Origin of the sequence: Pedobacter sp. Hv1, assembly GCF_001412215.1 — a bacterium.
In the GTDB taxonomy this organism is placed as follows: domain Bacteria; phylum Bacteroidota; class Bacteroidia; order Sphingobacteriales; family Sphingobacteriaceae; genus Pedobacter.
Map to the genome: position 1 here is coordinate 95,859 of NZ_LLWP01000002.1, position 16,521 is coordinate 112,379.

Sequence of the window (16,521 nt, forward strand, 5' to 3'; positions counted from 1 at the left end):
GTTTAAGGTATAAGGTTTAGGGCTTGGGCGTATCAACCTTACGCCTTTTACCTTAAACCTCTAAGCCATTATTCGTATTTCAATGCATCTATAGTATTGGCCACAGCTGCTTTATAAGAACGGATGCTAACCGTGATCAGAGTAATCAGCATGGTGATAAACATGGCCAATAAAAACGGCCAAATGCTCAATTCCATACGGTAGGCAAAGCTCGAAAGCCAGTTTGAAGCAAAAAGGTAGGCTAATGGCCATGCAATTAAATTGGCTACGAAAACCATTAACAAAAATGAACTGTTTAACATCTTCACCAGTTCAAAAGTAGTGGCTCCCAATACTTTTCTGATCGCCATTTCTTTAGTGCGTTGTGTGGCCACAAACGAAATGAGACCAAACAATCCAATAAATGAGATGAAGATAATTACACCTGCAAATAATTTGAACAATACCCCTGTAATACGTTCACTTTCGTAATAATTATTAATCTTATCATTTAAAAAATTGGCTTCATAAATTCCATTTGGAAAATTTTCATTCCATATCGTCTCTAGCTGTTTCATTACCAAGGGTAGTTGTTTTCCGTCAACCTTAACGGCTGCATTCCAATACTGACCTTTACGTGGGTAGATAACCAATCCAGAGATACTTTCTTTTAGTGATTTATCGTTAAAATCTTTCGCTACACCAACTATGGGTAGGTTTCTTCCTGTAGCGTCTATCATTTTCCCAAGAGCATCTTGCGCATTGTTAATGTTCAACTTTCTAATAAAAGTTTCATTAACTACATAACCATTAACAGTATCGCTTTTTGCATAGACTTTTCCGGCAATAAGCTTGATATCAAAAAGATCAAAATAGTTTTCGTCTGCCGCAACAGTCCGAAGCTCAAAGTCTTTATTTTTGACATTGTTAAAAGTAAAATTTGTCGAATTAATATCATTAGAGAGCGGTGGTGCCATGCAATAGCTCAACATCTTCACCCCTGGTATTTGCATTACTTTATCTTTAAAAATCTGCTGCTTGCTCCTTCCAACACTATCGCCTGGAATTCCGATCATCACCACTTCATTGGTTTTAAAACCCAATGTTTTTTGTTGCACATATTTCATTTGATACACTACTACCAATGTACTAATGATCAATATGATGGTGATTGAGAATTGGGCCACCACCAAAATCTTTCGCAAACTTAATCCATTGTTGTTCAGCACCATTTTATTTTTAATGGCCAGAGCAGGATTAAAACCCGACATAATTAATGCTGGATAAAATCCGGCTAAAAAACTCACAAAAATGACCAATAGCATCATGAAGACAAAAATTAACGGATGACCAAACAGACTTAGTGATACCTGGTTTTTGAATAGGTGGTGCATTACTGGAAGCATCAATTCACTGAATACGCAGGCAATGAGCAAAGCGATAAAAGTAATTACAAAGGTTTCGGTTAAAAACTGAACTATCAATTGTTTACGCATGCCTCCCATTACTTTACGCACACCTACCTCTTTAGAACGGTTAACAGCTTGTGCAGTATTGAGGTTGATAAAGTTGATACAGGCTGTTACAATTAAAAACAAGCCAATAATGCCCAAACCATAAATTTGATATCTACCGATGCTTGTGTCGGCAAAATTATCGTAACGCTCATCAAAATGGATATCCTTTAAAGCTTGAAGTTGGTTATTCTGATTGCCTGAAATTTTAGGCTTGTGGTAATATTTTTTATTGAACTGGTCTAAGGCAGGTTGCATACTGGCTTCGTCAAACCCCTCTTTCAGCAAGAGGTAACTACTGGAACTTGAATTTACACAATCCCAGCAATCGGTATTCCCTTCTTTAAGTGTTTGATGGCTAATGACTATATTTAAAGGAAAACTGGTATTGGTTGGTAGATCACTAAATACACCTGTAACCTTTAAATGTGTTCTGGTATCTAGTGTTATGTTTTTCCCAATTGCATTTTTTGCACTTCCAAAATAGGTAATGGCCCTAGATTCTGATAAAGCTACAGTATTGGGTTCTTTCAAGGCGGTTAAAGGTTCGCCCAATTGCCACTTCACATCAAATATTTGAAAAAAGGAAGACTCCGTATAATAAACTTCAGATTGCTTTTTAATCAACTCTTTGCCACTTTGATCTTTAACATGGACAATGCCCCATCTTTTGGTGATGGCAGCAATTTTTTCTATACCTGTTAATTCATTTCGAGCCGCTTGTGTAAAAGGATAAGGCACACCAGCAGAACAATCATCAAAAGAATTATATTTCCAATTGGTAACTACACGGTAAATCCTATCCTTATGTTTAAAACCAGTATCATAACTCAATTGGTAACGGATAAATATAAAAATCAGAATACAGCTGGCCATGCCAATAGAAAGCCCCAGAACATTAATCGATGTATAACCTTTATACTTCCAAAGATTACGTAAAGCTATTTTTAGGTTTAATCTGAACATAAGGTATAAGGTTTAAGGCATAAGGTTTGGGGTTTGGGCGTATCAACCTTACGCCTTTTACCTTAAACCTCAAAGCAATTATTCGTATTTTAAAGCATCAACAGGGTTGGCTTTTACAGCTTTCTTAGCTTGTATGGTTACCGTAATAATGGTTAAACAAATGGTAATTAGGGCACTCAATACAAAAGGCAGCACAGGCATATCTATCCTATAAGCAAAGGTTTCCAGCCATTTTTTTGTTAACACATAGGCTAAAGGCCAAGAAATGAGGTTAGCGATCATCACCATTACAAAAAATGAGGTGTTGATCAATTTAAATAACTGTAGATCGCTTGCACCCAATATTTTACGTACTGCAATCTCTTTAATTCTACCATTGGTAATGTATTTAGCAAAAGCAAACAAGCCTAATACCGCAATGAAGATCGTGAGCATGGCTGCTGCAAAAAATACAGATTGTAGCTGTTCTTGTTTTTGAAAAAGCTTGCCATACATTTCGTCTAAAAATTGGTAGCGAAAATGATCTCCATCTAATTTATTGATATCAGACCATTGCGACTTTAATGTAGCCAGTGCCGCTCCCATTTGGGTTTCGTCTATTTTAAGCATAATTTCGGTCTTCGCATTGCCACAAGGATCGTTAACCATATAAATTGTTGGCTCTATTGCTTTTTCAAATCCTTCGGCCTTAAAATCTTTCACTACACCTACAATGGTATAAGCCATATTACAACCTTTAATCGTTTTTCCAATAGGATCTACCAAGCCATATTTGGCAACCGCGGCTTCGTTTAAAATAGCCGAGTTTTCGACATCACTTTTAAAAGTGGTAGAGAAAAATCTTCCTTCTTTGATGCTGATACCTAATGTTTCAAAATAATCAAAATCTACATCTGCCATATTGATGCTATGCTCTTGCCCATTAACCGCATAGCGATTATAGCCCATTCCGCTACCATCTGGGATGGCATTGGCAACAGTTACCGATTTTACACCAGGAATTTTCATTATTCGCTCTCTAATAGGTGCAAAAACTTCTGGTTTTGTATACCAAGCAATATTTTTTACATATACCACCTGCTCGGCCTTAAAGCCAAGATCTTGTGTACGCATGTATTTTAATTGTGAGTTGATGATCAATAGCCCTGAAATAAAAGTAACGGCAACACCAAATTGTACAATGAGCAAACTATTTCTTAGCCAATAACTTTGTCTACTGGTCTGGAAATTACCTTTTAAAACAGCAGCTGGCTTAAAACCACTCAATACCATTGCTGGATAAAAACCTGCAATTAAGGTAATAAATACCAAGATTAATGGCAATTGCCAAAGTAAACTATTGTCCCTATTCCAAATAGATAATTCTACCAAAAACAAAGAATTGAATTTAGGGAGCACAAGTTCTGCTATAATCAGTCCTAAAACTGTAGCTACCAAACATTGCATTAAAATTTCTGCGATGAACTGAATGGTGAGCTGAAAACGATAAGCACCCATTACTTTTTTAATCCCTACTTCCTTAGCCCTTTTAGCTGCTTGTGCAATGCTTAAATTGGTAAAGTTGATACAAGCAATTACCAAAATCAAAAAGCCCAATACAGACAAAGCAATCAATACTTTATAATTGGCATCATTACCAGCCTTCGGTCTTAAATGTTGGTTTTTTAAAGGATCTATAAATGCCGTTATGGTGGCAACTTTCTCCTTCTCCATTCCTGCCTTAATGAGCTCGGTTTTGTATAACTGATTTATTTTTTGCTCAAGATTTTGGATATCACTTCCTGGTTTAACCTGTATATAGGTAAAATAATTATTTTGCCCATAATCATCGCCCTCACCTATTTCATTTACAATAGAAACCGCATCAAAAGTGATGTTAGAATGTGGATCTGGTGCAATGCTACCACTAACTTTACCCATTTGGCCGGCAGATTTACCCCCAACAAGTACCATTTCTGGTTTATCATCTTTTTTATCAGGAAAAAGCACTTGCATAAAAGGCTCACTCAAGTAATAGAGTACTTCGGTTCCCTCTGGTTTTTGCAAGCCATTTTTTGGGATCAGGTTAAACATTTTAGCTGCTTCATATTCTACAAACAATTGTTGTTTGCTAAAAACAGTGCGCTCATCTTTAGAAACAGCAAACTCAAAGCCCCCCTTTTTCATTTTACCAACTGCAGCCACTTCTGGAAAGCGCTCTTTAATTACTTTTCCAAATGGCGCTGGTGTGAAATTGGTTTTAAATTCAGGAAAAGTCCTGCCAATGATATAGATATTGTCATGATTAGGATTCTTTTGATCAAAGGTCGTCTCATAAGTAAAATACATCATTACTAAAATAAAGGCAGCCAAAGCAATAGACAATCCACCAACATTGATAGCGGTTATCCCTTTATTTTTCCAAAGGTTTCGTAGGGCAATTTTTAGGTTTAATCTAAACATAGGGTATAAGGTTTAAGGCGTAAGGTTTGGGGTTTGGGCGTATCAACCTTACGCCTTTTACCTTAAACCTTTAAGTCATTATTCGTATTTCAAGGCATCAACCGGATTGGCTTTGGCTACTTTTATAGATTGTATACTTACTGTTAAAACGGCTATTAAAATTGAAATAATGATCGCTAATGCAAAAGGTAAAAATGATATAGAAACCCGATACTCAAAAGCAGATAACCATTTATTAATCACAACGTAAGCAATAGGAATTGCAATCACATTTGCTATAGCTACTAACTTTATAAAATCTTTATTTAACAGTGTCAGTATATTTCCTGTGCTGGCTCCCAAAACTTTACGAATACTGATTTCTTTTTTACGTTGCTCTGCCATAAATAAGGCTAAACCAAGTAGGCCTAAACAAGAGATAAAAATGGCAAAACCACCAAACCAATTGGAAAGTGTACCTAGCAATTTTTCATCTTGGAACTTAACTTCAAATGATTCGTTTACAAACTTGCGATTGACAGGATAATTAGGCTCAATTTGTGTAACCAACTCATCAATAGTAGCTAAAGAAGAGCTTATATTCTGATTTGGGTTTAAACGTGCGAGTATCACTGTAGCATTCTCATGGGTATCTAAGTAAAAAATCATTGGTGCTACTTTTTGATAGGCACTTTCTACCACAAAATCTTTAACTACACCTACATTAGTTAGCTTATTGCCCCAAAAGGTAATTGTTGCACCAATTGGTTGCTTTAAACCCATCATTTTCACAGCGGCCTCATTTAACATTACGTTATTGGTATCACTTTTAAATTCACGTGAAAATTCTCTTCCACTAATTAATTTGGTTCCAATAGTTTCTATAAAATCATAACCTATTGCCCTGTGATTAAACGAAATCAATTCCTTAGGATTTTTTCCCTCCCACTCTATGTTTGTGGTATTATTTCCTCCTTCGGTAACATCCGAGCTGAATATAGTTACGTTAGTTGCTGCACCAGATTTTAACAATTGAGTTTTGAGCAATTCGAATTTTGAAGACTCACGCATTTTGCCATCTATTTTGATTTGTATCAAATTTGATTGATCGTAACCAATAGGCTTATTTTTCACATAGTTCAATTGCTGATAAATTACTGCAGTACATACAATTAAACAAGCAGCAAAAACAAACTGCCCCACTACCAGTATTTTTCTTACAGAAACTGATGAGTCTGTTTTAATTTTGAGACCTTTTAATACCTTAACCGGCTCAAAAGAAGAGAGATAAAGTGCAGGATAACTTCCGGCAACAAATCCAGTAAAAATCATTAAGGAGAACAAGATGATCCAAAATTCACTATTGGTATAATCAATTGTTAATTTGATGTTTAAAATATTGTTAAAATATGGCAAACTCACTTCAACCAGGATAAAGGCTAAAACAGTAGAGATAAATGTAATGAGCAAAGATTCTATAAAAAACTGGCTAATTAGTGATTTACGTGTTGAACCGATCGCTTTACGAACACCCACTTCTTTTGCTCTCCGCTCAGACCGAGCAGTTGATAAATTCATAAAATTTACACAGGCGATTAACAATATACAGAAAGCAAGGAGCAGAAATATTTTAAGTTGATCGATTTTACCGCCAATAGACTTGCCATTTTCAAAATCGGCATAGAGATGCCATTTAACCAAAGGGTGCAATAAGGCTACTGCTACATTGTCTTTTTGGTTGCGTTTATAAATTCCTTCCATCGCAGCATTTGCTTCCTGAAAAAATTTATTATCCTGCAATTGCACCAGCGTTAAACACATGTTGTTGCCCCAATTGCTATCTTTTGCCCAAGGTTCATTTTTGATAAATAATTCCCATGGCATGATACATTCGAAAATGATGCTACTGTTTGCAGGTACATCTTCAATTACTGCCGAAACTTTTAAAACCTCCTTATTTTCGAATTTTACGGTTTTATTAATCGGATCTTCATTACCAAACAGTTTCTCAGCAAAAGACTTGGTGAGTATAATCGTATTGATATCATTTAAAACCTGTGATGGATTACCTTTAATAAATTTGTAATCTAGTATTTTAACGAAATTTGGATCAGTAAAAATCACCTTACTGCTCAATTTTTTATCTCCAACGGTTATTAAATTTGGTCGTGGGTAAGTAGAATGCGAAGCGTATTTAACTCCAGGAATTTTTTCTTGAACTTCATTTGCCATTACATTTGGTGTCCATGGCCAGCTAAAGGTTTTACCACTGGCAACCACACTTTGATAAACTACATAGGTTTTATCATGGTTTTTAAATTGTTTATCATAGCTCCATTCATAAGAAACATAGATAAGCAGTATCATGCAGCTGGCTAATCCAATTGCCAAGCCACCAATATTAATTAACGAGAAGCCCTTGTTTTTCCAAAGGTTTCTTAGGGCTATTTTTAAGTTTAATTTAAGCATAGGGTATAAGGTTTAAGGCCTAAGGTTTAAGGTTTGGGCGTATCAACCTTACGCCTTTTACCTTAAACCTCAAAGCAATTATTCGTATTTTAAAGCATCAACAGGGTTGGCCTTTGCCGATTTATAGGCTTGGAAACTTACGGTAACTAGTGCCATTAATAAAGTTCCAAATGCAGCAATCGGGATAATCCACCAACTAAATTCTGTATGGAATTCAAATTTTGTTAACCATTTATCCATGGCAAAATAACTCAATGGGGCAGCAATGATAATGGCTACTACAATCATCTTTATAAATGAAAGTGACAATAATTGCATCAGGTTGGCTACAGAAGCACCTAATACCTTTCTTACGCCAAATTCTTTGGTTCTTTGCTCGGCACTATAGGCAACCAAACCAAATAGGCCCAGGCACGACACAAAAATGGCCAGTCCACCAAAAAGATTAGACAAAATTCCCAATGTCTTTTCGGTATTGTATTTCTCGGTATAAATCTCATTTAAAAAGTTGATTTCCGTTGGATAAGCAGGATTGATCTCTTTAGTAACTTTGGTAATGAGATCTATATTTTGTTGAAGACTATTGGCTTCGTTTAAGCGCATGGTAATGGTTCCAGTACGTTGTTTATCAAAAAATACGACCATGGGATTATTTGAGTTGTAGGGCGAATCCCACACATAATCATCAAAAACACCAATAATATTAAATTTATCGCCAAATACGGTTACTGTTTTTCCTACCGGATTGGTGTAACCAAACATTTTAATAGCCGAAGAACTCACCATTACTGCAGCAGTATCTGAAGCAAAGTTTTCAGAAAAATCTCTTCCAGCTGTTAATTTAATTCCGTTCGTTTTGATAAAATCGTAGGTAGTGATCACCTGATTAAACAATTGTGTATTTTCTGGTTTGGTCATTGCTTCCCATCTGATGTCCATAAAATTATGTCCACGGTGCGATAAACCTACAGAAGATTGGAACATGGAAGTAACAGCACCAGACTTTAACAATTGCGAACGAAATAATTCATATTTTGTTTTCAATTCTCCATCCTGTGGTATTTCTACCAATGCATTGATATCAAAACCTACTGGTTTGTTTTTAATGTACTGGATCTGACGATAGATAACTAAGGTAGAGATGATTAAGATAATGGCAAAACAAAACTGACCCACCACCAATACTTGTCTTAAACTAACAGTAAAGAAACTGCTAGATTTAATTCTTCTTTTTAAAGTTTGAATTGGATTAAAGGCAGACAAGTAAAATGCAGGGTAACTGCCAGCAATGAGGCCAGTTGCAAACACAATTGCTAAAATCCCTATCCAGCTTGTGCTGCTGAAATAACCAATACTCAATTTAATGTTTAAGAGGTTATTAAAAGTGGGTAAGCAAACTTCTAACAGCGCAATGGCAACAATTACAGCAATAAATGTAAGCACCATAGATTCGGTCAGGAACTGTGTAATTAGTGAAGTACGAGTTGCACCAATTGTTTTTTTGATGCCTACTTCCTTAGCACGTTTTTCTGATTTTGCAGTAGTCATGTTCATGAAATTGATACATGCAATCAAAAGGATGCCAAAAGCCAAACCCATAAACAGGTAAATCTGCTCTATGGCGCCACCTACACTTTGTCCATTTTCAAATTTTCCATACAGGTGCAATTTACTCAAAGGAAATAAAAGTTGCGATTGTACTTCTTCTTGTGTGTTCTTTTTGAGTACCGCTTTTATCTTTTGGTTAACTACATCAAGGTTAGCATTAGCTTTAAGCTGTACCAAAGTTAAAAAACTATAGTTTGTCCAATTGAGGTCTTTAGAGCTCACATCAATAGTTTCGTACAAAGCCCAAGGCATCAAGTAGTCAAATTTATTGGAACTATTATCTGGTAGATCTTTGATCACCCCTGTAACATTTAGGTCGATCTTATCTTTAAACTTTACCGTTTGATTGAGCACATTGGTGTTCCCAAAGAGTATTTGAGCTGTAGACTCTGTTAAAATAACCGAATTGGGATTATTTAAGGCCGTTTCACGATTGCCATGAATAAATTGGTATTCGTTGATCTGAAGTATGGCCGGCTCAGCAAACCTCGAACTACGTTTAAATGAATTGGTGCCATTGGCAATCAGATTTTTCCTACCATAATCCATTCTTGCCATATATTTAACCTCGGGTACATCTTGTTTAATGGCAGGGCCAAAGGCTGTTGTCGAGCCTTCAAAAGTTCCCGAAATCTTTTTATTATCGCCGGCAATATTGGTCATTCCTGTATACACATCTGCCGAATTCTTTGCTTGTTTATCAAAGTTCCATTCGTAGGTTACATACATCAATAACATTAAACAGGCGGCAAGCCCGATAGACAAACCAATTATATTGATAAATGAAGAAGTTTTGTTCTTCCACAAGTTGCGCAAAGCGATCTTTAAGTTTAATCTAAACATAAGGTATAAGGTTTAGGGTATAGGGTTTAGGGTTTTGGCGTATAATCCTTACGCCTTTTACCTTAAACCTCTAAGCCATTATTCATATTTTAATGCATCTACTGGTTTTGCTTTGGCCGTTTGATAAGCCTGTAAACTCACCGTAATAATGGTTACTATAATAGATATTGCTATGGCAATTAAAAATGGCCATATGGTAATTGTGGTACGATAGGCAAATCCAGACAACCAATTGTTAGATAAAATGTAAGCAATTGGGATAGCAATGAGGTTAGCAATCACCACCAAAATCAAGAAGCTTTTGTTCAGCATCTGCAAAATATCTCTGGTTTCTGCGCCCAAAACTTTTCTTACCCCAATTTCTTTGGTACGTTCTTGAACTGTAAATGAGGCCAAAGCAAACAAACCCAATATGGCAATAGAAAGCGTAACATAAGTAAAGATGTTAAACAACTTATCAAGCCTTACATATTGGATATACACATTCGCAAAACTTTGATCTAGCCACGAATATTGGAAAGGAAATGGTTCTATCGACTGCCATACTTCTTTTACTTCATTTAAGGTTTGTTGAATGTTAGCACCATTAACCTTGATGATTACATTATTTGCACTATTGGTATTTCTACCTTCAATTACATAAGCAGTAGGTTCTGCATTGGTTTCCATTCCTTTTTGTACATGGTCTTTTACCACACCTACAAGCGTTCTGCCTTCAATCCATTTATTACCTACTTCTTTTTGTAAGCCATATTTTTTTACAGCTGTTTCATTTACCATAATGGCGGCACTATCCGTTGCAAATTGCTTAGAGAATGCCCTACCCAATTGTGCCGACATGCCCATTACCTTAAAGTAATCAAAATCAACGGTGATCATACTTAAGTTTTGTACACTTTTGCCATTGTATTCTCTACCTACTACCTGCATCGATTTTACACCAGGATAATAGTTTACTCTACTTACAGCCGTAACTCCCTCTACTTTGGCCAATCTTTGTTTAATCTGATCGAAATTGTTTCGGGTCTCACCTTTCCTGATTTTAAATACCAGTACGTGTTCTTTATTAAAGCCTAAATCTTTATTCTTAATGTAATTGACCTGTTGTTTAATAATGATTAAAGAAACCATAAATATGGTGGCTACAGCAAATTGAACCAACATTAATGTCTTTCTCATCCATAAACTACCGATACTTCTGGATAGGTTACCCTTTAATACTTTTACCGGCTCGTAGCTCGAAAGGAAAAATGCAGCATAACCACCAGAAAGCGTAATTACCAATAACATTACGATTGACAATTGGAAAATCAGCAACTTCGGATTAGCAAAACCGAACAGCGAAAGTTCTGTTCCCATTAGGTTATTTAACACTGGCATCCCTATCTCTACCAAAGCAAACGACAGCAACAAGGCCATAATGCATTGCATTGCCGTATCTGTTAAAAAGTAGGTAATGAGGTTGCTTCTTTTGGCACCAAGCACTTTACGCACACCTGTTTCTTTGGCACGTTTAACAGATTGTGCAATAGACAGATTGGTAAAATTGATACAGGCAATAACCAATAACAAACCAGAGAACAACAATAAAATAGTAATGATGGCTGGATTACCTCTTTTTGCCGGATCTTGATCTGTTTTAGAATGCAAATAAATATCTGGAACTGAGGTAATAAAAATCTGTGCTTTTTTTAGATCAGAATCCTTTTTAACAATAGGTAGTTTTAAAAAGGTTTTGTTGATTTTTTCTTCAAAGGCTTTTCTGTCTATTCCGTCTTTAACCAAAAAATAGGTAAAGAAATTTCCATTGCCCCAACCATCACCGGCAGAAGATTTTTTCACGAAACCATCAAAATCCATGTGCTCAGGTGTATTGGGTTCTTCGTAAACACCACTTACAGTATATCTTTTGTTGGTATTGATCAGCAAGGTTTGTCCAACGGGATTGATATCGCCGAAAAACTGTTTACTGGTTTTACTGCTCAATACAATTTGATCTGGAGTTAAAAGGGCCTTTTGAGGCTCACCATAAACAAATTTATAGGGGAACAAGTTAAACCATGTGCTGTCTACCCCCATAATGTGGTCTACATAGGCTTCGTTTTTATCTTTACTCACCAATCTCTGGCTCATATCCCAAACATAAAAACGGCCATAATCTAATATTTCAGGTAAGGCTTCTTTTAGTGCTGGCGCTAGCTCTGCCGGACTTGATGAATATTCAGCTTCGCCCGGACCCCATTTTACAGAAACGCGATACACATTTTTTGCTTTTGGGTTCCAAGTGTCGTAGCTTCCTTCGTGGTTCGCAAATAACAAGATCATAATGAAACCTGTTAAACCAACAGAAAGACCAAAGATATTCAGTGCGGTATATCCTTTGTTTTTCCATAAGTTGCGCAAAGCGATTTTTAAGTTTAACTTAAACATGCTGTATGAGATTTATTTGTGTGTGTGTGTTTATATGTTATGGTTTGAAGTTTCATTGTCAATGGGATAATGGTTGGTGGCCTAACCCCACCGCCCATTTATTCTCCATTTTTATATTTTACTCCTTCATTTGGTGTGATTAAATTAGTTCTTCGGTTCTTCCTTTGTTCACCTTTTCCGAAATTACATGACCATCTTTAAGATTGATGATCCGGTTAGAAAAACTTGCATCGTGGCTAGAGTGTGTTACCATTACAATGGTGGTACCAGTTTCATTTAGTTCGCAAAGCAATTCCATTACTTCGTTACCATGGGTACTATCCAAGTTTCCAGTTGGCTCATCGGCCAAAACCAATTTTGGTTTGGTAACCAAAGCACGTGCTACTGCAACACGTTGCTGCTGACCACCAGAAAGCTGTTGAGGAAAGTGACCACTGCGGTTCACAATGTTCATACGACCGATAATTTCGTTTACTAATTTTTTACGTTCACCAGCTGGAACTTTATTGTAGATCAAAGGCAGTTCAATGTTTTCGAAAACGGTTAATTCATCAATCAAATTAAAATTTTGGAAAACGAAGCCCATATTTCTTTTTCTGAAATTTGAACGTTCTTTATCATTCAGGGTTAATAATTCTGTTTCGATGAATTTATAACTTCCACTTTCAGGTTTATCTAAAAGTCCCATTACATTTAGCAAAGTTGATTTTCCACAACCAGATGGTCCCATAATGGATACAAATTCTCCTGCCGCAACGTGCAGGTTAATGCCATTTAAAGCTGTAGTTTCAATTTCTTCAGTTTTGTAAACTTTTTCCAGATTTTCAATTTTAATCATTGCTGTATTTTTATCGGTTTATATTTTTAAAGATTGGTGCCCCGACCAAACGCAAAGGCACGAGGCTTAACCAATCTAAATTTTTATTTTAAGGTGAGTTTGATATTTTTATGATCACCCTTTTTAAGGTTCACTTCAAATTCTTTTTCACCAATTTTTTTATGGTAGAACTTCAATGTATAAACACCTGGTTCAACATTAATTTCTTGCACCGCTTTACTTAGCGCCAGAGTCATCATTACCTTGTCTTTCTGAACCAGAACAACTTTATCTAAAAGCGCTACTTCTCCACCAATACTAAATACTGCGTTGGGCTTTTCGCCAATTTTACTTTGAAGCTGTTCTTCAGTCACTTCCATTCTATATTTACTCCCATTTCTAACTTCTGACCATTTAGAATAGTTTGATTCCTTTTTTTGAGCAAATGCAATACTTGCTGTAAATAAAAAGGCCATTATCATCATAAATTTCTTCATTGGGTTTAATATTTTAAATGTTATTTATTGATTTCAATAATATCATATTGGTTAAACTGATCGTATGATGAGGTAATTACCTGTTCATCTTTTTGTAAGCCTTCTAATACTTCATAGTATAAATAGTTTTTACGACCAATTTTTACATTTCTTTTGGTTGCTTTGCCATTGTTTACTACAAATACCCATAATCCGCCAGTACTTTGGAAAAACTGTCCCTGCGTTAATAAAAGTGATTTACTGTTATCAGACAAAGTTAATTTTACCTGCATAGATAAACCTCTTCTCAATTCATCAGGAGACTTTCCTTCAAAAACCAACTCTACTTGAAACTGACCCGCAGTAACCTCTGGAATTACTTTTCTTACCGTTAATGAGTAAGTTTTTCCGTTAAACTCACATTGTGCAGTCTGTCCTTCTTTTACACGGTTGATATAATATTCATCAACCCCTGCTTGTAACTTATAACCTTGCATTACATCAATTTTACCCAACATCTCATTGGCGCTGTATGATTTTCCAATAACCGGATCGTAAGATGACAAACGACCTGAAACTGGTGCCTTAATGGTCATGTTCTCAATGTTTTGACGGATAGTTTCTAAGCTCTCGTTCATTCTGGCAATAGAAGTTTCTATTTGCTGCAATTGCATGGTACGGCTTTGGTTTTCTTGCTTAACCGCTTGTTTCAACAATGCTTTTCTACCTTGATAATACTCATAGTCTTGACTAGAGGCATTAAACTCTTGCTGGGTAATTACCTTTTTGGCAAATAATGTACTGTCTATTTTATATTTACGGGTTGAGGTTCTTAGGCTATTTTCAATGTCCATCATATCTTGGCTCATTACCCTTTGGTTTTGCTCTAAATCTAATCTCAATTTACGCAATTGATTAATCTGCTCGGTAATACTTGTTTCGCTTGCTGTATAGCTCGATAAAGCATTAGGGTTAGCAATTCTTAAGAGTGGGGTTCCTGCCACTACAGATGCTCCATTTTCTGTAAAAATCTGTGCAACTGTACCACCTTCTGATGAACTTACAATTACAGAGGTTAAAGGAACTACACTTGCATTAAGTAAAACTACATCCTCAAAATCTCCGTATTGTACTTTACTAATGGTAATTTTATCTGCATCTGCTTTAAACACTTTATTTAACGATAAATTGTATCCATAAGCTACGAGTGCTAGAAAAACAACGGCACCAACAATAATTAATATCGTTTTTTTATTAAATCTTTTTTTCTGTATTACTTTGTCCATGTGGGTATATTCTGTTATTGTTATGCCTTTTGCCAAGTTTATGCCAAGAGCGATAAAAATTTTAAAACACTGTAAATCAGCTAATTATTTTTAATGACTGTAAAATTATGTCCAATATCGAACAGTAGCTGTACACCATCGAACAGTTTCTTATAAATTTGTTCTTGAAAATAAGGTAAAAGGTGTAGGGTATAGGGTTTAAGGCTATACATCGATCTGTAAATAGGATTAAAATGTTAAAGCTCCTAAGATGATCATGAGCCCCGTACCATAACTCACAGCCCGCAGCCCATATCAATCTTTATACTTAATACTTTCTACATGACAGAAGCCAATATTTTAGTAATTGATGACGATGACGATATTTTATTAAGTGCTCGTTTATTTCTAAAGCAACATTTTAACCAAGTGTTAACTTGTAAATCGCCGAGAGAAATAAATGTATTGCTAAGTAAAAACGAAGTTGATATTATTTTATTAGACATGAACTACCAAAAAGGGGCAAGTGACGGTCGCGAAGGTTTATATTGGTTAGAACATATCCTGTCTATTGATAAAGATTATGTCGTGATTTTAATGACTGCATTTGGTAATGTAGAATTAGCTGTGCAAGCGATCAAAAAAGGAGCTACAGACTTTATCTTAAAACCTTGGGAAAACGAAAAATTATTTGCCACTTTATCTGCTGCTGCCAAACTCAGACAATCTAACAAAAAGGTTAAAAAGCTAGAAAAAATACATACCTCTATCCAAAGTGATATGGCTCGGAAGTTTGAGCACATTGTAGGTAATGATGATAGCGTGCAGCAACTTCAAAAAACCTTAGTAAAAGTTGCCCCAACAGATGCCAATGTATTAATTTTAGGCGAAAATGGTACAGGAAAACAGGTTTTCGCCTACGAACTCCATAAAAACTCATTGCGTAGGAAACAGATTTTTATGCATGTAGATTTAGGTTCGCTAAACGAAAATCTATTTGAAAGCGAACTGTTCGGTTATGCAAAAGGCGCTTTTACCGATGCCCGTGAAGATAAACCCGGTCGTTTTGAAATGGCTGATGGAGGAACGATCTTTTTAGATGAGATTGGAAACCTTTCTCTACCCTTGCAAGCTAAATTACTCAGTGTACTGCAAAACAGAACAGTAACCAGATTAGGAGAAAGTAAGGAAAGAAAAATTGATGTGCGTTTAATCAGTGCCACCAATATGCCATTAAATGAAATGGTAGCCAAAGGAACCTTTAGACAAGATTTACTGTTCCGTATCAATACTGTAGAATTAATTCTACCTCCATTGCGTCAACGTGGCAAAGACATTATATTGCTGGCCCATCATTTCTTGCAAACCTTTAGCAACAAATACCATAAAAATTTAAAGGGTATTAATACAAAAGCTGAACAAACCCTGCTTCATTACAGTTGGCCAGGTAACATTAGAGAATTGCAACATGTATTGGAACGGGCCGTAATTATGACCGATGGTTTGGAAATCACCGAGAATGATTTGCAACTTTCTCCGCAGAAATTTGGCAACCAAGCTGTTTTGCAAACCGATATGCCATTAGATGAGATGGAAAAAATGATGGTCAACAAAGCGATAGAGAAACATAAAGGCAATATTTCTAGAGCGGCGGCAGAGTTAGGCTTAACCCGTGCGGCACTTTACAGAAGAATTGAGAAATTTGGCTTGTAAGTGATAGGGAGATATTAGAG

At 36.0% G+C, this 16,521-nt stretch carries 9 protein-coding genes; 1 reads left to right on the top strand and 8 read right to left on the bottom strand.

What is annotated here, in order from left to right; translation table 11 throughout:
* Positions 1–68 precede the first annotated feature (68 nt).
* The 8 genes from AQF98_RS04730 to AQF98_RS04765 all read right to left on the bottom strand — a co-directional run bounded on the left by AQF98_RS04730 (position 69) and on the right by AQF98_RS04765 (position 14,809).
* A complete protein-coding gene (locus tag AQF98_RS04730; protein ID WP_055130779.1) occupies positions 69–2,459 on the bottom strand; it encodes an ABC transporter permease in 2,391 nt (796 codons plus the stop codon).
* Between the two features lie 78 nt (positions 2,460–2,537).
* Complete coding sequence (locus AQF98_RS04735) at positions 2,538–4,901, bottom strand: ABC transporter permease (RefSeq protein ID WP_055130780.1); 2,364 nt, start codon at positions 4,899–4,901, stop codon at positions 2,538–2,540.
* 78 nt (positions 4,902–4,979) lie between these two features.
* Positions 4,980–7,349, bottom strand: a complete 2,370-nt coding sequence (locus tag AQF98_RS04740) for an ABC transporter permease (protein WP_055130781.1) — start codon at positions 7,347–7,349, stop codon at positions 4,980–4,982.
* 78 nt (positions 7,350–7,427) lie between these two features.
* The gene (locus AQF98_RS04745; protein WP_082434905.1) at positions 7,428–9,800 is read right to left on the bottom strand and encodes an ABC transporter permease; all 2,373 of its coding nucleotides are present in this window, start codon (positions 9,798–9,800) and stop codon (positions 7,428–7,430) included.
* Positions 9,801–9,878: 78 nt separating this feature from the next.
* Entirely contained in the window at positions 9,879–12,230 is a 2,352-nt protein-coding gene (locus tag AQF98_RS04750) for an ABC transporter permease (RefSeq protein ID WP_055130783.1), read from the bottom strand.
* A 139-nt stretch (positions 12,231–12,369) separates the two neighbouring features.
* Positions 12,370–13,068 carry an ABC transporter ATP-binding protein gene (locus AQF98_RS04755; protein ID WP_055130784.1) on the bottom strand — a complete coding sequence of 233 codons (699 nt, stop codon included), beginning with the start codon at positions 13,066–13,068 and terminating at the stop codon, positions 12,370–12,372.
* An 83-nt stretch (positions 13,069–13,151) separates the two neighbouring features.
* Positions 13,152–13,544: a hypothetical protein gene (locus AQF98_RS04760; RefSeq protein WP_055130785.1), complete on the bottom strand. Its 393-nt coding sequence runs from the start codon at positions 13,542–13,544 to the stop codon at positions 13,152–13,154.
* Between the two features lie 20 nt (positions 13,545–13,564).
* A complete protein-coding gene (locus AQF98_RS04765; protein ID WP_055130786.1) occupies positions 13,565–14,809 on the bottom strand; it encodes an efflux RND transporter periplasmic adaptor subunit in 1,245 nt (414 codons plus the stop codon).
* 321 nt (positions 14,810–15,130) lie between these two features.
* Here AQF98_RS04765 and AQF98_RS04770 point away from each other — a divergent pair, with 321 nt between their 5' ends.
* Entirely contained in the window at positions 15,131–16,501 is a 1,371-nt protein-coding gene (locus AQF98_RS04770) for a sigma-54 dependent transcriptional regulator (protein ID WP_055130787.1), read from the top strand.
* The last annotated feature ends 20 nt before the right edge of the window (positions 16,502–16,521 follow it).

Excerpts from the sequence above, each read along its gene's own strand:
- AQF98_RS04745 (WP_082434905.1), bottom strand. The coding sequence starts at position 9,800 with ATGTTTAGATTAAACTTAAAGATCGCTTTGCGCAACTTGTGGAAGAAC.
- AQF98_RS04740 (WP_055130781.1), bottom strand. The coding sequence starts at position 7,349 with ATGCTTAAATTAAACTTAAAAATAGCCCTAAGAAACCTTTGGAAAAAC.
- AQF98_RS04765 (WP_055130786.1), bottom strand. The coding sequence starts at position 14,809 with ATGGACAAAGTAATACAGAAAAAAAGATTTAATAAAAAAACGATATTA.
- AQF98_RS04760 (WP_055130785.1), bottom strand. The coding sequence starts at position 13,544 with ATGAAGAAATTTATGATGATAATGGCCTTTTTATTTACAGCAAGTATT.
- AQF98_RS04730 (WP_055130779.1), bottom strand. The coding sequence starts at position 2,459 with ATGTTCAGATTAAACCTAAAAATAGCTTTACGTAATCTTTGGAAGTAT.
- AQF98_RS04750 (WP_055130783.1), bottom strand. The coding sequence starts at position 12,230 with ATGTTTAAGTTAAACTTAAAAATCGCTTTGCGCAACTTATGGAAAAAC.
- AQF98_RS04770 (WP_055130787.1), top strand. The coding sequence starts at position 15,131 with ATGACAGAAGCCAATATTTTAGTAATTGATGACGATGACGATATTTTA.
- AQF98_RS04755 (WP_055130784.1), bottom strand. The coding sequence starts at position 13,068 with ATGATTAAAATTGAAAATCTGGAAAAAGTTTACAAAACTGAAGAAATT.
- AQF98_RS04735 (WP_055130780.1), bottom strand. The coding sequence starts at position 4,901 with ATGTTTAGATTAAACCTAAAAATTGCCCTACGAAACCTTTGGAAAAAT.